The sequence below is a fragment of the Litorilinea aerophila genome, from assembly GCF_006569185.2.
Classification (GTDB): Bacteria; Chloroflexota; Anaerolineae; order Caldilineales; family Caldilineaceae; genus Litorilinea; species Litorilinea aerophila.
Genome location: NZ_VIGC02000016.1, coordinates 1 through 23,960 on the forward strand (window position 1 = coordinate 1; position 23,960 = coordinate 23,960).

Sequence of the window (23,960 nt, forward strand, 5' to 3'; positions counted from 1 at the left end):
CCGCCCACCCCTTTAACGACAACACCTTCGTGATGGCCGCTGTCAGGGTCGTCTTCCCGTGGTCGATGTGCCCGATCGTCCCCACATTCACATGCGGCTTCTTCCGCTCAAATACCGCTTTGGACATTCGACTAATGCCTCCTTGATTCAGTGTAATAGTCTCAGCCAAGAATATTTTCAATGAGTAACCGCCCGTCAAAAGGGCGGTTGCCAAACCCGAATGGGTTTCATTGACTTGGCTGCCACTGCACCCTGGCAGCGCGCCATACAAAGCGTTCTGCGAGGAGCCCACAATCGGACTCGAACCGATGACCTCATTCTTACCAAGAATGTGCTCTACCGACTGAGCTATGTGGGCTCAATTACACCGGATCTGCCCACACACAACCGTAGACAGATCCGATAAGTGGGCGGGGGCGGATTCGAACCACCGTAGGCGCATGCCGGCTGATTTACAGTCAGCTCCCTTTGTCCACTCGGGCACCCGCCCGCACTTAATCAGAACACTACATCAGAACGCTACTTGCTTACTGCCGATTGCTTACTGCCGACCACTTTACTGCAACAGCCCCACTCCTAAAACCAAGACGGACACCCAGCCTTTCCGGTTCCGCCTCGGCCAGCAGGACCCGCCATATCTCCCGGCAGAGCCGACGATCGGACTCGAACCGATAACCTGCTGTTTACAAGACAGCTGCTCTGCCGATTGAGCTACGCCGGCGCTGTGTCGGAAGGCGCACGTCGTCGATCACCCAACATCGACCGACGGACGCCAGGCAACAGGTCAAAACCTTGTTGCCTGAAACTGCCGCGCGCGCTGCTAAACTCGCGCAGACAAGCGAAATTATAGCACAATCGACCCGCAGGTCAAATTTCAGGCCAGACGATGTTACAGCCCATCCTGATTCCGGTTGTGATAGCGCCCACGGACTGGGCTAGCCGGCGGACAGCCTGTGGATTCGGCCCTTGTCAAAAGCCCAGATCAGCATCTGGCTACAACTGCGCACGGCTTCATTCAGTCGCCCATAACGGGCCTCGTCGGCCAGGCCCTGTCGATAGCGATGGTATAGCTGCTGGAGGATCACGGCAACCTTGACCAGGCCGTAGATGTAATAGAAAAAGGGGGCGGGAATCGGCCGGTCACTTTGTTCCCCATAGCGCTCTACCAACTGCTGCCGGTCCAGGTTTCCCGGCAGGGCGGTCAAACCGAACAGGGCCACCAACGGCTCTGGATCCCCGGGCTCCGTCCAGTAGGCCAGGGTCGTCCCCAGGTCCATGAGGGGATCGCCCACAGTGCACATCTCCCAGTCCAGCACGGCCAAAATTCGGGCTGGATCGGCCGGATTCAGGACCAGGTTGTCATACTTGTAGTCGTTGTGGATCAGGGCAGCATCGGTCTCGGGCGGCATCTCCCGGGCCAGCCACGCCAGGGCATCCTCCAGGCCCGGCAACTCCTCAGTCTGGACTGCCCGGTATCGTCGGGTCCACCCCTGGATCTGCCGGGCCACATAGCCTGTCGGGCGCCCCAGATCCCCCAGGCCCGCGGCCTGATAGTCCAGGCGGTGAATCCGGGCCAGGTTGTCAACCGTCGACCGGGAGAGACGGGCCATCAGATCCGGCGAAAGGGGCACCGGCGAAGGCGCCTCCGCCCGCAGGACCAGACCCTGAACCCGCTCCATCACGTAGAAGGGGGCACCGATCACCTCCGGATCGGCACAGTAGTGCAGAGGACGCGGCACCTTGTCGTAGACTTGCGCAAGGCCCGATAGGACCCGATACTCCCGCCCCATATCGTGGGCAGAGCGCTCGGCCACCCCAGGCGGCGGCCGCCGCAATACCAGCTCCCGGCCGCCCATCCGCAACAGGTAGGTGCGGTTGGAGTAGCCATGGGGAAACTGGGCCACGCTCAGCGGCCCGTCTACGCCGGGTAGGTGGCTCTGGAGATAGCGGGCCAGCACCTCTACCGGCAAATCTTCTCCGGGGCGCACCGGACCAGGCCGGTCCAGGGGGTCCATGGGATACCTCTGCAAACTGAACGATGCGAAGTCAACGATTACAGTCTGGCGTCAATCCCACGGCAGAAATTTGGCGGCACTCCCCCTGGTGGAAACCAGCGGCGAATTTCTGCCGGGATTTACTATCAGCTCAGCACTTTACGGTTGCCATACACCCGCTGGTAATATTCCCGAAACTCACCGCTGCGGATGGGCTCCCACCACCAGCGGTTGTCCACGTACCAGCGCACGGTGGTGCGGATGGCTTCTTCGTGGCTGTAAGTGGGCTGCCAGCCCAGGGATATGATCTTGCTCACATCCAGGCAGTAGCGGCGGTCGTGGCCCAGGCGATCCTCCACGTGCTGGATCAGGCTGCGGGGCTTGCCCAGCTCGTCCAGCAGGATCTCCACCATCTCCAGGTTGGTCATCTCCTGGCCCGTCCCCACGTTGTAGGTTTCCCCAGGGACGCCCTTCTCCAAAATCAGGTCGATGGCGGTGCAATGGTCCAGAACGTACTGGTAATCCCGCCGCTGCTGGCCATCGCCGTAGACCGGAAGGGGCATATCGTTCAACGCGTTGGTAATGAACAGGGGCACCACCTTCTCCGGATACTGGTACGGGCCGATGTTATTGGCCCCCCGGCTGATGGTGGTGGGCAGGCCATAGGTGATGTGATAGGCCTGGACCAGGTGATCCGCGCCGGCTTTGCTGGCTGCGTACGGGCTCCGGGGGGCCATGCAGTCGGTCTCTCGGCTGCGATGCTCGCCCTCGATGTGCCCATACACTTCATCGGTGCTGATCTGGTGGTAGCGGAGATTGCCACAGCGACGGGCCACCTCCAGCAGGACGAAGGTGCCGTACACATCCGTCTGGATGAACGCGTCCGGGTTAAGGATGCTCCGATCCACGTGGGTTTCCGCGGCAAAGTTGACGATGGTGTCCACGTCGTGCTCCCGGACCACCGACTCCACCAATTCGGCATCGCAGATGTCTCCACGGACGAAGGTGTACCGGTCCGGATGACGCTCGGCCACGTCCTGGAGGTTCTCCAGACGCCCGGCGTAGGTCAGCTTGTCATAGACGATCACACAGTAGTCGGGATGCCGGTCCAGCAACATGCGCACAAAGTTACAGCCGATGAAGCCGGCCCCGCCGGTTACCAGAATGCGTTTCATCTTTTTCCTTTCCTGGATGGTAAATCCCGTCAGCGATTCGTGATGGTCTCCACCAGAGGCCGTACTGACGAATTTCTGCCGTGGTATTGACGCCATGGCGGCCCATTTTCGGGAGCCTGCCTCACAGGTTTCGATGCCTTCGGTGCCCCTGCCACCGCTGTCGCCGCAGCCGGTTGAGGCGCAGCCGACGGACACGCCCCGGCTGCCGGTAGGCCGGCAAGGGAAAAGTACAGGCCAACGTCAACGTGGGCAGGCCGGACAGATCCCCGGTCAACGCCGGATGCAGCCCTGGCGCTGGCTCCTGCCGCCACAGCCGACGCCATCGGGAGCGCTCATCCTCGCCGCCGTTCAGGGCCATGAAGCCGATATCCTCACCCAAAATGCGACGGGCCTGGCCCATGACCTCCAGCATCTGCGCCCATTGCCGTACCATGGCCGGCTGAATCTGATCGAAAAAGGCCGCGGCCGCCTCCCGGGGGGCGTGGCCCGTGGCCAACTGCCGCTGGCAGGTCCGATAGGCCGGCACAAAACAGGTGGCCCAGTAGTGCTCTACCGCCTGAAAGGTGGGGAAGAGGAGATCGGCAAAAAAAATCACGTGAACGGTGCTCACCCGCTCGGCAATGTGGACCAGCCGAGTGGCCTGGACGTCGGACAGATCAAAGTAGGCGCCGGCATCGAAATGGTGCCATTCACCGTAGGCGTCCTGCAGGCGCCGCAGGCGATCGGCAACCTCCCGCAGGGTCTGGACGCCCCGCTGGGCTTCCTCTTCGGGCGTATCGGCCACGATGCGATACATGGGCACCAGGCGATGGCGCGCCCACAGATCCTGGACGGGCCGGTCGGGGCGCCAGGTGTCGCTCTGGCGTAGCGCCGTAGCCAACGCCGGTATGGAGGTAATCCAGGGTCGTATGCCAGGCTGCCAGCTCATCCGCAACCTTTTCTTTTACCTGCCCGGGCCGGCATGGCCTAGAGCAGGCCCACCCGGGAGTGATCCCCCAGGGTCATCTTGTACGCCTTGGGCTTGATGGGGCTGTAGGTGATTTCCACATCCCGCCCGATGATGCTGTCCTCAATTCGGCTGGGAATGCCGATGATCCGGCTGTGATCCAGGACAATGCTGTGCTCGATCTCGCTGTCTTCGATGATGGTATGGTGGTAGATGCTGGTGAACGGTCCCACGTAGCTGTTGACAATGCGGCAGTCCTCGCCGATGATGGCCGGCCCCCGGATGACGCTGTTGATGATTTCAGCCCCCCGCTCCACCGTCACCAGGTGGTCGATCTTGCTATCCCGATCCACATAGCCCTCTACCTTGTGGGTCAGTTCCGCCAACACCCGGTTGTTGGCCTCCAGCATGTCGATGGGCTTGCCCGTGTCGATCCACCACCCCCGATGGATGTAGGGATAGACCTGGTAGCCGTGATCGATGAGCCACTGGAGCGCGTCGGTGATCTCCAGCTCCCCCCGCCAGCTGGGCTGGATGCTGTTGACCGCTTCGAAGATGTGGTGGTCGAACATGTAGATGCCCACCAGGGCCAGGTTGCTGGGTGGGATACGCGGCTTTTCGATCAGCCGCACGATGCGCCGGTTCTCATCCAGCTCGGCCACGCCGTAGTGCTGGGGCTCCTCCACCTCGGTGAGCACGATCTGGCTGTTCCAGTCGCTGTTGGCAAACTGCTGGATCAGGCCGCTGATTCCCCCCTGGATGACGTTGTCCCCCAGGAACATGACGAAGCGCTCATCCCCCAGAAAGTCCTGGCTGATCTTGACCGCATGGGCCAGGCCCAGGGGCGCCTCCTGGCGTATGTAGGTGATGTTCACATCCCAGCGTCGGCCGTTCCCCACAGCCTGCCGAATCTCGTCCCCGGTATCGCCGATGACGATGCCGATCTCGGTGATGCCCGCATCCCGGATGGCTTCAATGACCCGGAAGAGAACGGGCTTGTTGGCCACAGGCACCAGCTGCTTGGCCCGATTGAAGGTGATGGGATACAGACGGGTCCCTTTACCACCACTGAGCACCAGACCTTTCATGGATCGCACTCCTGTATCTCTTGGCCGCTATCTCCAGCAATCGATTCCCATGGGGTCACTGTTCATCCCCCATCCCCCTGCCCCCGACGGGGGAAGGGAGAATGATGGCGTGTTTGCGGTGTGGTTGATGGTCACGTTGAGGACCATGCAGGCGATCATGCCCCGTAACCGGACAGAGTGGCATCTTTGTCCGCGTTCAGCAGCACCGCGCCCAGCAGATGGGCATGGACCTTCTCCAGCACCGCCTTGGCCCGCTGGGCCTGCTCCCGCCGGGTGCTGCCGGCACTCACCAGCAGGATGACCCCATCCACCTTGCTGGCCCACAGGGCCGCGTCGGTGACGGCCAGCACGGGCGGCGCATCCACCAGGACATAGTCCGCCTGGCGGCTCAGTTCCTCCAAGAGCTCTTCCAGCCGAGCCCGGTTGAGCAAGGCCACTGGATTGGCCGGCACAGGGCCTGCCGTCAACAGTTGCAGCCCCTCCACCGGTGTCTTCTGTAAAGGGATGCTGCCCCCCTCGGTCAGCCAACTGGCCAGCCCCCCCTGGCTGTGCAGCCCGAAGATCTCATGCTGCTGAGGGCGCCGCAGATCACCGTCCACCAGGATCACCTGGTCACCCGCCTGGGCCATCACCACGGCCAGGTTGGCCAGGGCCCGGCTTTTGTCGGTGGTGCTGTCAACGCTGGCCCCCAGCAGGGTGCGCAGGGGACGCCCCAGGCTGGAAAACTCGATGTTGGTGCGCAGACTCAGATACGCTTCCGACGCTGGGCTGCGCGGTTCGGTGAGGGTAATCAGATTGAGCATGGTCCGTTCCATCTATGAATTCGGCTGCCGGTTCCGTTGCCCCAAAGCCACAGGCCAACCAAACGGCTCAGTACAATCATGGCGTCAAAGCCCCGGGCAGAAATTCAGCCGCACGGCCGCGGGTCCAACCCATGGACGGCTTACTACCGGGATGATTTCAGTGAACCTGAAGGGTGGCTACGGCCACCGCGTCGCCCTCCACCAGGGCCGCTCCGCCGTCCGCTCGGGCCGGCAAGCGCTGTCCATCCTGCCAGTTGTAGAGGCCAACCATCAAACGATATTCCCCTGGAGGCAGTTTCACAGGCAGGGCCAGATGTTGGGCATCCACCACCGGCTGGCCCACCGGCCAGGCTGTGGCCGGCAAGAGGCCCGCCGGATCCCGGGGCTGCCAGTCCAGCTGGGCCACCTTGTTGCCCGCGCCATCCACCAGGTGGGCGAAGACGGAGTAGTCGAAGGCAGGTGGCGCCTCTGCCCGCCAGTACAGGGTGAAATCCAACACGTCGCCTCCGGCCAATCGGGTGGCCGGCACCGTTGCCCCCTCCAGGACGATGGCATCGCCAAAGCGCACCTGGAGCACGGTGGCCGGCGACATCGGCGGCGGGGTCACCGGCTGCCAGCGGCCATCGGCCAGCTTCTCGTAACCGCCCAGGCGGGCCAGGGCCCCACCGGCCAGCAGCGGCACGGGCGATGCCGAACCGATCACGGGCAGGAAGTCACCGGCCTGCCATTCCTTCCCCCGGACGACGCCCACCAGCAGGACAAATCGATCCAACTCCAGGGTCCAGGGCAGCGTGGAGACCTGGACGGGCACGTCCACGTCCCACATCGACGTAGGATACCACAGGGCAGCGACAGGTGGGTAAAATCGGCTCTCATGCACCAGGTTGCCCTCCGGATCCGCATACCCGATGTAAAACTGGTAGTCCTGGTCCAGGGGACGCAGGGCCTGCCAGTAGAGGTCCACCACCAGCTCGCCGTAGGCATCCGTCCGGACCTGGCGGTCCAACAGGCGCAGGCTCTCCCCAAAATCGATCCACGAGCCCGAGCCCACATACCCCGGCCGGCGCCAGGCGCTATAGAACGAGGGAGGAAAAGTTTTATCAGGCGCGCCCTTGCGCAGGAGCAGATAGCCGTCGTCCGCCGCGGCCACGCCGAAATCGCCGGCCAGCAGCTCCGCCACCGTCGCCCGCAGGTCGCTGGGGTGCTGGGGCCAGGCCGGCCCGGTGACGTCCAGAAAGATGGTGTCCGCGTCGTCAATGCGGGGGAAGATGTAGACGGTCTCCCGGCCGCTGACGTGGGGGTTGAGCCGATCCTGGGCCGAGACTCTGGCCTCCGGCGGGATCTGGGCGATGATGGCTGCGGCCCGGCGATGATGCTCGGTGACCGTAAAAAGCTGATACTGGCCCCCACCGGGCAGGTAGCCGTAGAGCCGCTGGGCCGTGAGGGCAAAGGCCAGCAGGAGAAGCGCCCCCAACGCCTGGCCCGCGATCGGGGGCGTAGTCCCCCGGGCATCCTTCCCAGACAGGTGCCGCCAAAGCATCTGGCCCAGCCGGCCCAGGCGCGCCATTCCCACGGTGGCAGCCATCATCACAAAGGGCACGATGGGCGCCGCGTAGATGAGCTCGTTCACCTGGTGCATGGGCGGGAAATCGGCCAGGAGGTTGATGGCCAGGGAGGGCAGGGCCAGCAGCAAGATCTCGGGCGCCAGCAGGGAGAGAAAGGCTACCGGAAAGAGCAACTGCCCCAGGTAGCCCAGGGCATCGGCCGCCTGGAGCTGGGCCAGCACCACATCCGGGCGGGTGAAAAGGGTCAGCAACATCTGGCCTGGTGTCTCCCCCAGGTAAGCGTAGCGTCCCCAGTGGATGTTCCCCGCGGCAAAGGTGGTCTGGATGACGAAGACAGCCAGGTAGGCCCACCCCGCCGCGAACAGGACGGTGAGGGTGGCCAGCCGGTAGCGCCGCTGGAAGATGGCCGCATAGAGGCCCATCATCAGGACCAGCAGGGCCAGCTCCTCCTTGCAACTGGCGGCCAGCACCGCGAAGAGGGCATACCAGGCCGTCTGCCGCCGCAGCAGGAAGTAGAAGGCGGCCATGAAGAAGGTGGGCGCCAGGGTGACGGGGTGGAATTCCAGCCAGTTGGCCGCCTGGATGGCCGGGTTGAGCAGAAAGGCCAGGGCAGGAGCCAGAGCCAGCCATTCGTTGCCCAGCCGGAGCCGGGCCAGGGCAAAGAGGGGGATGGCCCCCAGGGCCACCACCACAGCCTGGAGCACCAGGAGGGTCTCCGGGCCGCTGTGGATCCAGTAGAGCCAGGAAATGGGGAGGAGGATGGGCTCCACGTGGAGACTCAGCCGGTTCACCGTTCCCGGCTGATTGGTCAGATGAAACCAGCGCCCCTGCCAGGTGTTCCAGATGGCCTGGTGCATGTTGCCCATGTCCAGGGCCCGGGCCTCAAAGGCCGCATAGCGGGTCAGGGTCAGGTGGGCAAAGGTCAGGGCATAGGCCAGGACGGCCACGGCCAGCAGCAGGCGCGGGAAGTGTGGCCGCGAGGCCTGGATCCACCTCAGCACGGGGGATGACCGCTCATGCAATCTCGGGGGCACCCACCTGGCCGGGCTGGGCGGCCGTCTGGGGCGTTTCCCGGGCAGCGGGAACGGCCGGAATGGCCCCCAAGACGGGGACGCCCAGCGCCCGCTCCAACGCGGCGGGGGTCCGCAGCAGGTCGGCTTCCATCCAGGTCAACACCAGAACCACCCCGATGCCCAGCAACATGCCCAACACGCCGCCGGCCACCGCATTCACCAGCGGTTTGGGCTGGTACTTCTCGTAGGGGATGTCCCGGCTGCGAATCTTGACTTCGATGCGGTTGTCCTTGTCCTGCTGGGCGTAGTAGGCGGTGCGCTCCTCCACAAAGACATCGGCCAGGGTCAGGGCCATGAGCTTGGCCACCTCGCCATCCCGATCCCGCGCTTCAATCTTGATGGTGAAGTCGCTGGAGTCCGCGGCGACGTTGACGTGGGCCAGGAAGTCGTAGGGGGTCATGTCCAACTGGGCCCGGTTGATCACCTCCTGGGCCACTTCCGGGGTCCGGATATTGTTGGCGAAGTTGCGCATGAGATCCTTGGCCGTATTGCCCAGGCCCCAGTCGGGCCGGGCCGGCACCGTGCTCACGTAGACCGTGGCCCGGTACATCTCCTCCTGCAGAAAGCTCACGCCGAAGGCCGCCCCTGCCGCCAGGATGGCCCCGACCACAATAATCCAACCTCGCCGACGCAAAATCCGCACATATTCCTGGATGGTCATTTTCCTCTTCCCCCAGTCCACAAGCCAGAATCAACCGACTCACATCCTACCGATGTTTGGGAATTTCGCCAAGGACGGGCAGGCCCATTTCTTCCAACTCTCGCCGGCTACGCACCGAAGGATCCCAATAGTCCCAGAACAAGGCCAACCCCAGGCCCACCGCGGCGGCCAGCAACACCCGCAGCGGAAACTCGATCTGCCGGCGCACCCCAGGCCCCACCGGGCTCACCGTGGGGCCATCCAACAGGGTGACCCCGGCCCCGGGCGTCCCCAACTGCTGGAAATAGCTGGCGGCGTTTTCCTGGAGCTCCGCGGCCGCTGCCTGGGCAATGGCCAGGAGGGCCTCCCGGTCGCTCCCCTGGAGGGTCAGGGTGAGGATGCGATGCTGCCGGCCGGTGGCCGCGCTGCCCTGGATGGTACCCGGCGGGACCGTCAGCTGCTGTTGGGCCAGCCGGGCCGAGACCTGGCGGGCGAAGAGTTCGCTGCGCACCACTTCGGTGAAATCATCCACCAGATACTCGCTGGTCAGCCAGGCGTAGTATCGGGGATCGTAGAGGGACGTGTCCAGATCGCCCGCAGGCATGACCCCCACCAGCAGGCGCATGGTAGCGCTGTAGCTGGGCGGTGGCGCCTGCCAGGGGCGTAGCTGGAGGGCACTGAAGAGCGCCACCAGGGCGGTCAACGCTACAGGAAGCCACCAGCGGCGGCGAATCATCTGCCAGTATTCCCGAAGTTCCATCTCAGCCGTCCATGGATACGGGTCGTTGGGCGCGCGCCGCCGGGACCGGCCCGGCCAGCACCTGGCGCAGATAGCCGGTCAGCCGCGCTCGAAAGCTGTGCCGGCTGAACCGTTCGGCCTGGGCCCGGCACGCGGCCGGGTCATACGCGCGGGGGTCGAAGTCCTGTAACACCTCCAGGAGGCTGGCGGCCGTCGGCTCACGGAACAGCTCGCCGGTCACCCCGGGCACGACGGTATCCAGCGCGCCGCCGCCCGCGTAGGCGATGACCGGACGCCCCACGGCCATGGCCTCCACCGGCGCGATGCCAAAGTCCTCCAGGCCGGGGAAGAGGAACGCCTTGCACCCCCGCAACAGTTCCCGGATCCGCGCCCGGGGCTGCCAGCCCAGAAAGGTGACGTTGGCCCCGGCCTGGGCCTGGAGCGCCGCCAGGTCTCGGCCTTCCCCCACGATGAGGAGGCGTTCCCGGGGCAGGCGGGCGAAGGCCGCCACGGCCAGATCCAGGCGCTTGTAGGGGATGAGGCGGCTGACGATCAGGTAGTAGTCGCCCACCCGAGTGGCTGGATCCGGTGTGAAATAGTCCGTGTCCACCGGCGGATGAATCACCACGCTCTCCCGGCCGTAGATAGCCCGAATGCGCTTCTGTACTTCGGTGCTGATGGCGATGAAATGGTCCACCCGCTGGGCCGCTGCCCAGTCCCAACGGCGCAGGAGGGCCAGCAGCGGCTGCAGGGCCAGGTTCACCCCGGCGCCGATCTGCTCCCGCTCCCGGTATTGGCGGTAGAGCCAGAGGAAGCGGGTGGGCGTCAGGCAGTAACAGACGTGGATGGCCCGGCGGCTTGCCCCGGCCGTGCGCACACCGTGGCAGAAACCACTCTTGTTGCTGAGCACCAGATCATAGCCGCTCAGATCGGTGCGGGCAAAAGCCAGGGGATAGAGGGGCAGGTAGGGCTGGTGGTGGGCGGCAATCCCGGGCAGATGCTGCATGAAGCTGGTCCGGATCGGCCAGCTTCGGTAGGCAGGCGGCATGCGGTCGGCCGCGTAGATGCTGGTGTAGATGGGACGCCCAGGGAACAGGTCCACCAGCTCTTCCAGGACATTCTCGGCACCGCCCACCTGGTTCAGCCAGTCGTGAACCAGCGCCAGCCGGACCGAGTCGAGGGTCATATCACCCATGCATGGGCTCCATCGCTTGCTGCCTGCTCCGCCCTGCTCCACACGATACACACAATACACAACACGCAATACACACGGCACGTGGCATTTGGCATCCATCCGGTATCCGGCCCCACCCAGCAGGACCGCCATTGACGCCGCCATTGTACCGTAGGAGGAGGGCCGCATCCAAAAGCTTGGGACTTATGCCCGCTCCAGCGCACGCAGGCAACGGTCGATCTCATCCAGGGTATTGTAGTGGACCAGGCCGATGCGGAGGAGGCCACCGCTGGGCTCCACCCCCAGACGCTCGCTCAGGGCCAGGGCGTAAAAGTTGCCGTCCCAGACGAAAATGTTCTCCGCAGCCAGGGCGGCGGCCAGCTCCTGGGGCGTACGCCCCTCCTTGCGGATGGCCACCGTCGCCAGCCGCCGGTCCCACTCGAAGCGGCTGGTGATGCCGTAGATCCGCACCCCGCTGACCAGGGAGAGGCCATCCAACAGCCGCTCCATCAGCATCCGCTCGTACGGGCCGATGACCGACCACGCGGCGCGCAACTTCTCCCGCCGCCCGGCGTCCGGGGCCACGTTGCCGTAGCGCGCGCCCAGGTCGGCCAGGTAGTCGATGGCCGCAGCCACGCCAGCCAACCCTTCGTGGTTCTGGGTGCCCGTCTCCCACTTGCCCGGCGGGAGATCCCCGGCCGGCCGCACCCGATAGGCGGGGAGTCGTTCCAGGTGCTCCCGCTTGCCGTAGAGGATGCCCACGTGGGGGCCAAAAAATTTGTAGGCGCTGCAGGCCAGGAAGTCGCAGTCCAAGGCCTTCACGTCGATCAGGCCATGGGGCGCATACTGAACGGCATCTACGAAGGTGTACGCGCCGGCGGCCCGGGCCCACTGGATCACCGTCTGGACGTCGTTGATGGTGCCGGTGGCGTTGCTGGCGTAGCCGATGGCCACCAGTTTGGTGCGGGGGGTGATCAACGCCTGCAGCCCGTCCATGTCCAGGGTGCAGGTCTCCACGTCCACGTCGGCCCAGCGGACTGTGGCGCCCCGATCTTCGGCCAGGCGCACCCAGGGCATGATGTTGGCATCATGGTCCAGCCGGGTGACCACGATTTCATCTTCAGGGCCAAATTCGTGGGCCAGGGCATGGCTGAGCTGGAAGGTCAGGGTGGTCATGTTGGGGCCAAAGATCACCTCGTCCTGTTCAGCGCCCAGGAGATCGGCGGCCGCGGCCCGGGCCCGGTCGATGACTTCGTCGGTGCGGCGGCTGGTGATGAAGGCGCCGTGGGTGTTGGCGTTGCGCCGGGTCAGGTAGTCCACCATGGCGTCGATCACCTGCTGGGGCACCTGGGTGCCGCCGGGGTTGTCAAAAAAAACGGCCGGCCCACCGTCGAAGGATTCCTGCAGGGCCGGAAACTGCCTTCGGATGGCCTGGACATCGAACATGCTGACTTTGTGCTCCGTTTCTTTTTCTGGCTCTTTTTCTGGCTCTTCTGGAGAAACCACCGGTTTCACAGATGAACACGGATGCAGTCCTTCCCGATGGGTGCCCATGGAGGGAGGAACCGTCCTCCGATGCGGTGTCATCCGTGTAATCTGTGGCTAAAATTCAAGTGCAAATCGGCTCACCCCGCCGGCGACGCCGGCACATTCAGGGCCAGCAGCCAGAGATGCTCCTGGGTCGCCGGACCTGGTGGGCCTTCCAAAGCGAGAAGGGATCGCCAGACACGACCGGGCTCACCCACCAGGCGCAGGAGGGTCCGGGCCGCCTCGGCCGGCGTTGCTAACAGCCAGCGTCGGGGCGGCGTGACGGGCACGGTGCGCACCGTGCCGTCCACGGGCAGGCCGGCGGCCTGGCAGGCCAGCTCCACGGCCCGGCCAAAATCGCCCAGCTCATCCACCAGCCCCCGCTCCAGGGCCTGCCGCCCGGTCCAGACCTTGCCGCTGGCGATCTCGTCCAGGCCGGCCAGGTCCAGCTTACGCCCCGAAGCCACCCGCTCTTTGAACTGATCGTAGACGTAAAACACCTGCTCCGTGAGCTTCTGGCGTTGATCCGGCGTCCAGGGCGCGGTGTCCCGGTAGAGGTCGGCGTTGGCCCCCCGCCGGATGACCTCCCGCCGGGCGTGGAGGCGCTCGAAGGCGCCCTGGGTGACCGGCTTGGCCACCACTACGCCGATGCTGCCGGTGAGGGTGGCGGACTGGGCCACGATGCGATGCCCGGGGGTGGCGATGTAGTAGCCGCCGCTGGCCGCCACGTTGCCCATGTAGATCACCACAGGCTTCTCCTCAGCCAGCAGGGTGAGCTCCCGCCAGATCAGGTCGCTGGCCAGGGCTGAACCGCCCCGGGAGTCCACGTGCACCACCACGGCCGCCAGGCGTCGATCCTGCCGGGCAGCCCTCACCATCTGCTGGACGGTGGTGCTACCCATGGTCTGCTCCCCCAGGATGGGCACGGGCAGGGGAAAACGGCGACTTTCCCCCGGCACGATGAGCCCCTGGAGGCTAAGGACGCCCACGGCCTGGGGGTGGCGCCGTTGCGGTCGGCGGTACAGGAGCCCCCGACAGCGGACATAGAGCTGGAGGCGGGCCGGCTGCTCTGCCGTCCCCAGGAGGGCCGGCAGTTCATCTTCGTAGGCCACATGGTCCAACAGCCCGGCTGCCTGGGCCTGGGGGGCAGTCAGGGGCGCCCGGTCGATCTGGGCCTGTACTTCCTCCGGCGGCATGCCGCGGCCCTGGGCGATGGCCTGGACGATGTCGGCGTAGAGGCTGTCCAGGAGCCAGTTGAGCTGCTCCCGATCTTCCCGGCTCATCTCGGCCTGGCTGAACATGTCCATGGCGCTCTTCCACGGCGCTACCCGAACCACATCGAACGCCAGGCCGATCCGGGCCAGACTCTCCTTCCAGAAGCTGGGCGCCACCAGGAGGCCCAGCACATCCCAGGTGGCCAGGGGCGGTGCGATCACCCGATCCGCTGCGCTGGCCATCACGTAGCTGGCCGCGTCCATCTGCTCCAGATAGACCACCACCTGGGCGGGAACGCTGCCATCGGGCCGGACAGCCATGGACCAGGTGCGGAAACGGCTGAACAGGGCGGCCATGCTCTGGGCCTGGGCCAGGGTCAGGTGCGCGCCCTTGACCAGGAAGAGCACCCCCCGGATATCCGGATCCTGGGCGATGCGCTCCAGGGCCTCTGCGATGGCTTCCAGGCTCAGGGGGCGTCGCAGCCCGGGCACATAGGCAAGCCACCAGGGGAAGGTGGGCGCCCGTTCACTCAGGGGTTGATCCAACACCAGGATGGGATAGTCCGGGAGGAGTCGACGCAGGAAGCGCCGCCGCAGGTTCAACAGCCGACACACCAGGTGGCGCCAGGCCAGCTCCAGGGCACTGCCCCCGTTCAGGAGCCCCTTGCGCAACTGCTCTCTCCACGCCATGCCTCGGCCCTCTCCCCGTCTCTGTGCGTGCATCTCTGTACGTACAGAGATGTACGTGCAGCCCTCTCTGTGCACGCTCCTGTCTGGGCAGGCGCTCGTGCACCAACGCAGCCATTCTGACGCTATTCTCATATGAAAGCCAGGCTTTGGCAAACCCATCCGAGCATGGGGCCGGCCTTGTGCCCCTGGCGACAGCACTTGCCTCCAGCCTGGGCAGCTGTTACACTGCCTGTACAACGAAAACCGCGCGAGGAGAACCGCGCGCGGTCGGTTCGTCCATGGGGCAGGCTGCCTGGCGACGAGGCCATCGGCACCCATGGAACGGCTGTGTATCACGGGCTGTCCGTTACAGGCGCTGCCTGTGGGACCACCCTCTGTACAAACAACTGAGGTGGCAACATGATCATAGGGCTTCCCAAAGAAGTGAAGGATGGTGAAAACCGCGTCGGCCTGACGCCCGGCGCGGTTAAGGCGTTGACCCGGCGTTCCCATCGAGTCCTGGTGGAAGCGGGTGCCGGCGAAGGCAGCTTCCTGACCGACGAGGAGTACCGGGCCGCCGGCGCCGACATCGTACCCCATGCCGCCGATGCCTGGGCCGCCGAGTTGGTGGTCAAGGTCAAAGAGCCGCTGCCCAGCGAATACCAGTATCTGCGCCCGGGCCAGATCCTCTTTACCTACCTCCACCTGGCGGCCAACCGGGAGCTGACCCAGGCCCTGCTGGACAGCGGCATCACCGCCATCGCCTACGAGACGGTCCAGACGGAAGATGGCAAGTTGCCCCTGCTCATGCCCATGAGCGAAGTGGCCGGACGCATGGCCACCCAGGTGGGCGCCACCTACCTGGAGAAGCACAACGGCGGACGGGGCATCCTGCTGGGGGGCGTTCCCGGCGTGGCGCCGGCCAGCGTGGTCATCCTGGGCGGCGGCACAGTGGGCACCAACGCAGCCAAGGTGGCCCTGGGCATGGGCGCCCAGGTCACCGTGTTGGACATTCACCACGAGCGGCTCCAATACCTGGACGACGTCTTCCACGGCCGGCTGCAGACCCGGGCCAGCAACGAATACAACATCGAACAGGCCGTCTTCACCGCCGACCTGGTCATCGGCGCGGTCCTGATTCCGGGCGGACGGGCCCCCTGGCTGGTCACCCGCAAGATGCTGGCCCACATGCGCAAGGGCGCAGTCATCGTGGATGTCGCGGTGGACCAGGGCGGCTGTATCGAGACCAGCCGGCCCACCACCCACAGCAACCCCACCTTCGTGGTGGACGACATCGTCCACTATTGCGTGGCCAACATGCCTGGTGCCGTGCCTCGGACCAGCACCTTTGCCCTGGTCAACCAGACCATGTCCTACACCCTGAATCTGGCCAACCAGGGGCTGGACGCAGTACGGACCAGCCAGGCCCTGCTCCATGGGCTGAACACCCATCGAGGCCACCTGACCCACAAAGCAGTGGCCGAGACATTTGGCCTGCCCTACACCGATCCATTACAATCGTTGCAAACCTGAATTCAGCCCATTTGCGTCTGGAGTCTTGAGTGCATGGCAAAACTAAACACAGCGCCCCTGAGTGGCATGCGGGATTTTCTCCCGCAGGACGTCTTGCGGCGCAACTACGTGATCCAGGTGATTGAGCGGGTCTACCAGAGCTACGGCTTCGAGCCCCTGGAAACGCCGGCCATGGAGCGGCTCTCCACCCTTCTGGGGAAGTACGGCGAAGAAGGGGACAAGCTGATCTTCCGGGTCCTGAAGCGGGGCGAGAAGCTGGAACAGGCCCTGCGGGATCACCCCACCGAAGACAGCATCAGCGACGCCGGCCTCCGCTACGACCTGACGGTGCCCCTGGCCCGGATCGTGGCCCAGTATCGCAACGAGCTGCCCCGGGTCTTCAAGCGCTACCAGATCCAGCCCGTCTATCGGGCGGACCGGCCCGCCAAGGGGCGCTACCGGGAATTTTATCAGTGCGACGTGGATATCGTGGGCTCCCGCAGCCAGACCGTGGAGGCCGAGGTGCTGGCCGCCGGGGCACAGGTTCTCCAGGAGCTGGGCTTTGGACCGGCCCACCCCTTTTCCATACGCCTCAACCATCGGGGCATCCTGCGGGGCCTGATGGAGGTAGCCGGCGTTCCCCCGGATCTGGAGGACGCGGCGCTGGTGGCCATCGACAAGCTGGACAAGATTGGCCTGGATGGCGTCCGGGAAGAGCTGGCCCAACGGGGGATCGCCCGGGAGGCCGTGGCCGCCCTCCTGCAGACCATGGCCAACGTCCCCGACACGGTGGAGGAGACCCTCCGCTGGCTTGAGCAGATCCTGGCCGATTCCGAAGCCGGCCGCCAGGGCGTGGCCGAGCTGAGCAACGTGGTGGCCTACGCGCAACATGGCCCCGCCGCGGATCACCTGCGGGTGGATCCCTACCTGGCCCGGGGCCTCAGCTACTACACGGGCACCATCTTCGAGGTGGAGTTTGCCGGCTTCAGCAGCTCCGGGGGCGGCGGCGGCCGCTACGACAACCTCATCGGCATGTTCAGCGGCCAGGAGATCCCGGCCTGCGGCTTCAGCCTGGGGCTGGAGCGCATCATCCTCCTGATGGAGGAGCAGAACATGTTCCCGGCCCACATCAGCGGCCAGCCCCAGGTCCTGGTCACCCAGTTCGACGAAAGCACCGTGGGCGACAGCCTGGCCCTGGCCCAACGCCTGCGGGCCGCGGGGCTGCGGGTGGACCTCTACCCGGACACGGACCGCTACGGCAAGCAATTCAAATATGCCGACGACCGGCACATCCGTTTTGCCCTGTTGCTCAGCCCCCGGGAGCTGGCCGAGGGTGTGGTGGCCGTCAAGGACCTGGTCACCGGTGACCAGGTGGACGTGGCCGAGGCCGACCTGCCCGCCTATCTGCAGGAGCAACTGGCCCTGGTGGCCGCTTAACCGGGTCTCGAATTTGACAGCCCGGATGCCGGCTGCTATATTGGCCCGCAATAATTCCATACCAAGCGTGGCTCTTATCCAGAGAGGTGGAGGGACCGGCCCTGTGAAACCTCGGCAACCTGGCGTACCTCAGCGACGACGCTGATCGGCCAAGGTGCCAAGTCCGGCAGAGTTATCTGGAAGATGAGAGACGTCTGTCAAGATCAATGCAAGCTCTTGCCCTCTCATCGATAGTAGCCGATGAGAGGGTTTTTCTTTGAGTCTGCCGCAGCCCGGCAGGGGATCCATAGATCACCCGGTGTCGCAGGTCACGCACCCTTGCGTGACAGAGAAGTAAGGTCTGACTCTAATGCACAAAGGTCAAATGAGGACGCTGACCCACGCAGATGAACGCTGATTCGGGTGATTCTCTCCTGCGTTTCTTTGCGCCTTTGTGCCTTTGCGTTTAAAAATGCCCTCTTTGCAGGGAAGTCATGCGTGGCACTTCACAAGACAATCGGTATGACGGTACGAAAGCAACGGTACGAGAGCACTCACTGAAGGAGTCGACGCGATGATCGTCATGAAGTTTGGCGGCACATCGGTGGGCAGCGTCGAGGCGTTTGCCCAGGTGGCCAACATCGTCGCCGCCCAGGTCGAAGAGCAGGCCCGCACGCCTCGCCCCGGCGTGGTGGTGGTCACCAGCGCCATGAGCGGCGTCACCAACGCCCTGATCGAGGCAGCCCGGCGGGCTGCGCAGGGAGACGAGCAGTACTTCCGGGAGGTGGAGGACAGCCTGCGGGTGAAACACCAGTTCGTCGCCGGCCAGCTCATCGAAGATGGCACCGAGCGGGCCCGGCTGGGCGCCCTCTTCGACCAGCGCCTCCAGGAGTTCAACCGGCTCTGCAGCAGCATTGCCGTCCTGGGGGAGCTGACCAAACGGGGCCTGGACGTGGTGAGCGGCCTGGGCGAACGGCTCAGCGCCCCCCTGCTGGCTGCGGTGCTCCGGGCCCGGGGCCTCAAGGCCGAATACGTGGACGCGGGGGAGCTCATCGTCACCGACAACGTCCACGGCGGCGCCTCGCCCCTCATGGAGCTGACCACCCAGCGCTGTCGCAGCCGCCTGCAGCCCCTGGTGGACCACGGCATCGTGCCGGTGATCACCGGCTTCATCGGCGCCACGGTGGAAGGCATCCCCACCACCCTGGGCCGGGGCGGCTCGGACTACTCCGCTGCCATCATCGGCGCGGCCCTGGGCGTGGACGAGATCCAGATCTGGACTGACGTCAACGGGGTGATGACGGCCGATCCTCGCATCGTCCCCAACGCGCGCAGCCTGAACCAGCTCAGCTATGAAGAAGTGGCGGAGCTGGCCTACTACGGCGCCAAGGTACTCCACCCCAAGACGGTCACGCCAGCGGTGGAGCAGAAGATCCCGCTGCGGGTGCTCAACACCTTCCAGCCCGAGCACCCCGGCACCCGCATCCTGGAACGCAGCGACAGCGAGACCCTGGGCACGGTCAAAGCCATCACCGCCATCCGCGGCCTGAACCTCATCACCGTGGCCGGTCGGGGCATGATCGGCGTGCCGGGCATCGCGGCGCGGACCTTCAACAGCGTGGCCCGGGTGGGCGCCAACGTCCTCATGATCAGCCAGAGCAGCAGCGAGCAGAGCATCTGTTTCGTGGTGCCCGAATCCGCCGCGGCCACCGTGGTGGAAGCCCTGAAGGAAGAGTTCAAGGCCGAACTGGAACGCCGCTACATTGACCGCATCTTCGACCACCCGGATATCGCCATCGTGGCTGTAGTAGGCAGTGGCATGCGGGGAACGCCCGGCCTGGCAGCAGGCATCTTCAACGCCGTGGGCCGGGAGCAGATCAACGTCATCGCCATCGCCCAGGGCTCCAGCGAGGCCAATGTGAGCCTGGTGGTGGAAGCCCGGGATACTGCGGCGGCCGTCAGCGCCATCCACGAGATCTTCGAGCTGGATAAACCCACCGGCGAACGCAGCTACAACCGCTCGCCAGTGCTGGGGAAAATGGCTGCTGGGACGCCCTGACCCCCTGCCAAACCGACAGCCAGACGGAGATGTCCCAGCGCTATTTTTTCGATGGTTGAGTTATTGGCCGTCTTATAATAAAATTTGATAGAATAAAGGGGGAGCCAGGCCTGGTCTTGTGCTCCCCTTTTTCCCGAGAGCCCGGCCCCTGAATGGACAGGGAGCGGACGGGCAGAGCAGCCGGCCATAGATTCGAGGCTTGCATGCGAGTACTACATGTCATTCTGTTTGGTGTTGGAGGCGTGGGGCGCGCGCTGGTCCGCCAGATGGTGGAACACCGAAGCCTGCATGCCCTGCGCTACGGCCTGACCCTGCCCATCGTCGCCCTCTGCGACCGGGACGGCGCGGTGGTGGATGAAACGGGCATCGACGACGAAGCGCTTCTCCAGCTTGTGGACTTCAAGGCCCAGGGTGGGCGGCTGGCCAATCACCCCCTGGGCGGCCCCCAAGGCGACCCGGCCGGCATCGTCGACATCGCCGGCCGAGACGGCACCGTGGTGGTAGATTGCACGGCCAGCGAAGCCACCGTCCCCGCACTCCTTCTCGCCCTGGAGCGTGGTTACAAAATTGTACTGGCCAACAAAAAACCGCTGACCGTCGACCAGGAGGTGTACGACCGGCTGGCCGCGGCCGGTGCCACTGCTGGCGAAGAAGGTGGCCCCGCCCATCCCCTCACCCATCACCTGGGGATGAGCCGGTGGGAAACCACCGTGGGCGCGGGCCTGCCGGTCATTGCCACCCTCAACCGCCTGGTGGCCAGCGGCGACGAGGTCAGCCGGATTGCCGGCACCTTCAGCGGCACCCTGGGCTACGTGATGACCGGCCTCCAGGAAGGCCGCCGCTTCAGCGAAATTGTGCGGGAAGCCCATCGCCTGGGCTATACCGAGCCGGATCCCCGGGATGACCTGGGGGGCATCGATGTGGCCCGCAAAGCGCTGATCCTGGCCCGGGGCCTGGGCTGGCGGCTAGACCTGGCCGATGTACAGGTCACCGGGCTCTATCCGCCAGAGATGGATAGCCTGTCGGTCCAGGAATTTTTGGATGCCCTGCCCCAGCTGGATGAGACATTCCAGCGCCAGGTGGCCGAGGCCGCCGCCCAGGGGCAGGTTCTGCGCTACGCGGCCACTGTGGAAGGGCAACAATGCCGGGTGGGGCCGACCCTGGTCTCCGCCGACAGCCCCCTGGGCAGGCTGCGGGGAACCGACAATTTGGTTGAATTCCACACCCGTTGGTATCATCCCAACCCACTGGTGATCCAGGGGCGAGGCGCTGGTGTGGACGCGACGGCGGCCGGTGTCCTGAGCGATATCGTGGAACTGGCCTTTACAGGCTAAAAGGACAGACGGGCCCCAAGGAAATGCAACACGATACCGGAAAAACAGAGAACCGGAGAACCGGAGAGATAGACCGATGAGTGTGCCGAAGATCAAGGTGGGCGTGCTGGGCGCCACAGGAGCCGTGGGGCAGCGGTTTGTGCAAATGCTGCAGGGGCATCCCTGGTTCGAAATCACGGCCCTTTGCGCTTCCGAGCGGAACGCCGGCAAGCCCTATGGAGAAGCCTGCCGCTGGAACCTGCGGGGAGACATGCCAGCGCACCTGCGGGATGTGATCCTGCAAGAATGTGCGCCTGGGATCGACTGCCAGTTGGTCTTCAGCGCCCTGCCCTCGGAGACGGCGGGGGAGATCGAGGAGGCCTTTGCCGCCGCGGGCTACGGCGTCTGCAGCAACGCCCGCAACCACCGCTACGACCCGGATGTCCCGCTCCTCATTCCCGAAGTCAACCCCGAGCATCTGGCCCTGTTGGAAGTCCAGCGCCGAAACCGGGGGTGGAGTGGATTCATTGTCACCAACCCCAACTGCAGCACCACCCACCTGGTCAGCGCCCTCCATCCCCTGCACCTGCGCTTTGGCGTGAAGAAAGTCTTTGTCGTCACCATGCAGGCCATCAGCGGCGCCGGCTACCCCGGCGTGAGCAGCATGGACATCCTGGACAACATCGTCCCGTACATCGGCGGCGAAGAGGAGAAGATGGAGGAAAAGGAGCCCCACAAGCTCCTGGGGACCCTGGAAGGTGACCGCATTCGCCCGGCAGAGCTGACCATCAGCGCCCACTGCAACCGGGTTCCTGTGCGGAATGGACATTTGGAAGCCGTCAGCGTAGAATTCGAAGAGGCGCCGACCATGGAGGCCATCCTGGAGGCGTGGGAATCCTACAGGCCGCTGGCCCAGCAGTTACGCCTGCCCAGCGCGCCCCAGCCGGCCATTCTCTACAACCCGGCCCAGGATCGCCCCCAGCCTCGCCTGGATCGCCTGGCTGGCACCGTGCCCGGCATGGCCACTGTGGTGGGCCGGCTGCGCCCGGATCCCCTGTTCCACGCCAAGTTTCTGGTCCTGGGGCACAACACCATCCGGGGAGCCGCCGGCGGCAGCCTGCTCAATGCCGAACTTATCGTCGCGCAGGGCTACCTGGGGCCCGAAGGGGCGGCGTTAGCCCAGTCGCTCCAGGTGGCATAACGCATTTTCATCATATCAGGTTGGGGAGGAGATGACATCACAGGCAGCATCCCATTAGCCCCCTTCCCCGTCGTGGGAAGGGAAATGACTCTTCTCTCCTCACGCCCACAAAACGCAGGAAAGGGGGCTGGGGGTGAGGGGTAGATGAGCCAAGCGTTCAGTGATTGGAAATAGGGGGACAATGTGAATACGGTGTCAACCACGAGGATTCATCCGACCATGGAAGGGGAGACCGAATTGCGGAACTTTGGGCGAGCCAGCCTCTATGACTATTTTGGCGACCTGGTTATCTACCGCAATCTGGAACCGGTGGATGCTCGACTGCCCGGCCTGCGCTCGGCCGCCTACAGGATGGACCTGACCAGTGACCGCATTCCCCGCAAACTGGACCGGGAATACGCCAAAGCCGCCGTCTGGTTTGTGGAAGAGGCCCAACGGCTGCGCAAAGTCTCCGCGGCAATCCGGGAGATCCTGTTTGTGGGGGACACCCGGCTCAACGACGGCCAGGCCTATCTCAACATGAAGCGGCTGGGCCAGTGGGAAGGCAGTTGCTTCATCGGCGCGGAACGGCCCGATGAAGAATCCGTGGTTGACATCGACGAGGACGAGCGCATCTACGTGGCCAATCGCTGGGCCTCCCTGGGAGATTGGGTGCGGTGGCTGGTGGAGGAAGGAAACTTTCACCTGGACGAGCGCACCGTTATGGTGGTGGACATCGACAAGACCGCCCTGGGCGCCAAAGGCCGCAACGACGCAGTCATCAACAAAGCCCGGCTGGAGGGCATCTATCGCACCATGGATGCCGTCCTGGGCGAGGACTTCGACCAGGAGGCCTTTGAACGGCAGTACAGCGAGCTCAACCGCTCCCGCTACCACTTCCTGACGGAGGACAACCAGGACTATTTGGCCTACATCTGCCTGGTGCTGAACTCAGGGCTCATCGGCTACACCGAGATGATGGAAGAGATCCAAAAGGGCAGCCTGGACAACTTCGAGCAGTTCCTCCGCTGGGTGGACAGCCGCATGATGATCCGCCCCTCCAGCGGCGAGAACGTGCGCCAGGTCCACGAAGCGGTGATTGCCAGCGTACGCAACGGCGACCCCACGCCCTTCAAGCGCTTCCGCCGGCAGGAGTTCATCTGCACCGTCAACCACATGGGCCATCTGTCCGATGACAGCCCGGTGGATCAGCTCCTGAGCCAGGAGATCACCCTGACCAACGAGATTTGCGAACTGTCCAGCTGGCTGGCCGAACGGGGCTGCCTGCTCCTTTGCCTCAGCGACAAGCCGGACGAAGCATCCATGCCGGATCGGCACGACTCGGCAGAGCTGCCGCCCGTCCACAAGGCCCAGACCCACCGGGTGGGCACCTCCATCCAGTCGGTGTTGGACAGCCTGAGTTGAACAGGCGTGGCGCCCCTGGCAGGAGGCTGCCCGGGGCTGGGACAAGGGTCATCCTCACCCGGGAACCGGCCATCGGGTCTCGGCCACGGATCCCGGCGGTCCCCTGGCAGCGAGGCACCTCCCCAGAGAGAAACGGAAGCGGGCGCTGGAGCGCCCGCTTTCTTGACCTGGTTCCCCAGTGGGGAACGCATGTTACGGAAATAGATGCAGGAGTGCACTAAAGTCAGACCCAGACAACAAACAGATTCAAGCCGGGCACCATCTGCCCTGTGGAGTGCGTTTCAACGCACTTAGGGTGTGCCAGCCGATGATTTCAATCATCGGCCCAAGGCCGGCCACGGTTTCATGCAGATTCATGCAGAGCTACCACGCAACGGTGAACTTGAAGAAACTCTGTATCATCTGTGGCTGAAAATCTGTAAACTCTGTGGATTGCGACGAATCTACT

At 64.6% G+C, this 23,960-nt stretch carries 18 protein-coding genes, 3 tRNA genes and 1 riboswitch; of the genes, 6 read left to right on the top strand and 15 right to left on the bottom strand.

Annotated elements, in window-relative coordinates:
- The 15 genes from FKZ61_RS13220 to sppA form a co-directional block, all read right to left on the bottom strand.
- Nucleotides 1–127 (bottom strand): GTP-binding protein (locus FKZ61_RS13220; RefSeq protein ID WP_229964255.1); only part of this gene is annotated, 127 nt, incomplete at its 3' end.
- Nucleotides 128–285: 158 nt separating this feature from the next.
- A tRNA-Thr gene (locus tag FKZ61_RS13225) sits at nucleotides 286–358 on the bottom strand.
- A 49-nt stretch (nucleotides 359–407) separates the two neighbouring features.
- Nucleotides 408–490: transfer RNA gene (locus FKZ61_RS13230), tRNA-Tyr, on the bottom strand.
- 158 nt (nucleotides 491–648) lie between these two features.
- Nucleotides 649–721, bottom strand: a tRNA-Thr gene (locus FKZ61_RS13235).
- 214 nt (nucleotides 722–935) lie between these two features.
- Nucleotides 936–2,015, bottom strand: a complete 1,080-nt coding sequence (locus FKZ61_RS13240; protein ID WP_141610603.1) for a phosphotransferase family protein — start codon at nucleotides 2,013–2,015, stop codon at nucleotides 936–938.
- A gap of 125 nt (nucleotides 2,016–2,140) precedes the next feature.
- Nucleotides 2,141–3,169, bottom strand: coding sequence for a dTDP-glucose 4,6-dehydratase (gene rfbB, locus FKZ61_RS13245; protein WP_141610604.1), 1,029 nt, complete (start codon nucleotides 3,167–3,169; stop codon nucleotides 2,141–2,143).
- 121 nt (nucleotides 3,170–3,290) lie between these two features.
- Entirely contained in the window at nucleotides 3,291–4,097 is an 807-nt protein-coding gene (locus tag FKZ61_RS13250) for a hypothetical protein (protein WP_141610605.1), read from the bottom strand.
- A gap of 38 nt (nucleotides 4,098–4,135) precedes the next feature.
- Complete coding sequence (locus FKZ61_RS13255) at nucleotides 4,136–5,203, bottom strand: glucose-1-phosphate thymidylyltransferase (RefSeq protein ID WP_141610606.1); 1,068 nt, start codon at nucleotides 5,201–5,203, stop codon at nucleotides 4,136–4,138.
- Nucleotides 5,204–5,358: 155 nt separating this feature from the next.
- On the bottom strand, nucleotides 5,359–6,006 hold the full coding sequence (locus FKZ61_RS13260; protein ID WP_211358552.1) for a CpsD/CapB family tyrosine-protein kinase: 648 nt from the start codon (nucleotides 6,004–6,006) through the stop codon (nucleotides 5,359–5,361).
- Nucleotides 6,007–6,163: 157 nt separating this feature from the next.
- On the bottom strand, nucleotides 6,164–8,572 hold the full coding sequence (locus FKZ61_RS13265) for a DUF2079 domain-containing protein (protein ID WP_141610608.1): 2,409 nt from the start codon (nucleotides 8,570–8,572) through the stop codon (nucleotides 6,164–6,166).
- 13 nt (nucleotides 8,573–8,585) lie between these two features.
- Nucleotides 8,586–9,305 (bottom strand): YveK family protein, encoded by a 720-nt coding sequence (locus tag FKZ61_RS13270; RefSeq protein WP_141610609.1) that lies wholly within the window; start codon nucleotides 9,303–9,305, stop codon nucleotides 8,586–8,588.
- 46 nt (nucleotides 9,306–9,351) lie between these two features.
- Nucleotides 9,352–10,044, bottom strand: a complete 693-nt coding sequence (locus FKZ61_RS13275; RefSeq protein WP_141610610.1) for a YveK family protein — start codon at nucleotides 10,042–10,044, stop codon at nucleotides 9,352–9,354.
- Between the two features lies 1 nt (nucleotide 10,045).
- Nucleotides 10,046–11,218, bottom strand: a complete 1,173-nt coding sequence (locus tag FKZ61_RS13280; protein WP_211358553.1) for a glycosyltransferase — start codon at nucleotides 11,216–11,218, stop codon at nucleotides 10,046–10,048.
- A 183-nt stretch (nucleotides 11,219–11,401) separates the two neighbouring features.
- Nucleotides 11,402–12,643, bottom strand: coding sequence for a cysteine desulfurase-like protein (locus FKZ61_RS13285; protein WP_141610611.1), 1,242 nt, complete (start codon nucleotides 12,641–12,643; stop codon nucleotides 11,402–11,404).
- A 179-nt stretch (nucleotides 12,644–12,822) separates the two neighbouring features.
- The gene (gene sppA / locus FKZ61_RS13290) at nucleotides 12,823–14,628 is read right to left on the bottom strand and encodes a signal peptide peptidase SppA (RefSeq protein ID WP_170199671.1); all 1,806 of its coding nucleotides are present in this window, start codon (nucleotides 14,626–14,628) and stop codon (nucleotides 12,823–12,825) included.
- A 399-nt stretch (nucleotides 14,629–15,027) separates the two neighbouring features.
- Here sppA and ald point away from each other — a divergent pair, with 399 nt between their 5' ends.
- The 6 genes from ald to FKZ61_RS13320 all read left to right on the top strand — a co-directional run bounded on the left by ald (nucleotide 15,028) and on the right by FKZ61_RS13320 (nucleotide 23,512).
- A complete protein-coding gene (gene ald / locus FKZ61_RS13295; RefSeq protein ID WP_141610613.1) occupies nucleotides 15,028–16,140 on the top strand; it encodes an alanine dehydrogenase in 1,113 nt (370 codons plus the stop codon).
- A 33-nt stretch (nucleotides 16,141–16,173) separates the two neighbouring features.
- Nucleotides 16,174–17,556, top strand: coding sequence for a histidine--tRNA ligase (gene hisS / locus FKZ61_RS13300; RefSeq protein WP_141610614.1), 1,383 nt, complete (start codon nucleotides 16,174–16,176; stop codon nucleotides 17,554–17,556).
- A 71-nt stretch (nucleotides 17,557–17,627) separates the two neighbouring features.
- A riboswitch (SAM riboswitch) is annotated at nucleotides 17,628–17,746 on the top strand.
- Nucleotides 17,747–18,109: 363 nt separating this feature from the next.
- Nucleotides 18,110–19,594, top strand: a complete 1,485-nt coding sequence (locus FKZ61_RS13305) for an aspartate kinase (protein ID WP_141610615.1) — start codon at nucleotides 18,110–18,112, stop codon at nucleotides 19,592–19,594.
- Between the two features lie 203 nt (nucleotides 19,595–19,797).
- On the top strand, nucleotides 19,798–20,928 hold the full coding sequence (locus FKZ61_RS13310; protein ID WP_170199673.1) for a homoserine dehydrogenase: 1,131 nt from the start codon (nucleotides 19,798–19,800) through the stop codon (nucleotides 20,926–20,928).
- Nucleotides 20,929–21,010: 82 nt separating this feature from the next.
- Nucleotides 21,011–22,108 (top strand): aspartate-semialdehyde dehydrogenase, encoded by a 1,098-nt coding sequence (gene asd, locus FKZ61_RS13315; RefSeq protein ID WP_141610699.1) that lies wholly within the window; start codon nucleotides 21,011–21,013, stop codon nucleotides 22,106–22,108.
- A 219-nt stretch (nucleotides 22,109–22,327) separates the two neighbouring features.
- Nucleotides 22,328–23,512, top strand: coding sequence for a hypothetical protein (locus FKZ61_RS13320; protein WP_141610617.1), 1,185 nt, complete (start codon nucleotides 22,328–22,330; stop codon nucleotides 23,510–23,512).
- The last annotated feature ends 448 nt before the right edge of the window (nucleotides 23,513–23,960 follow it).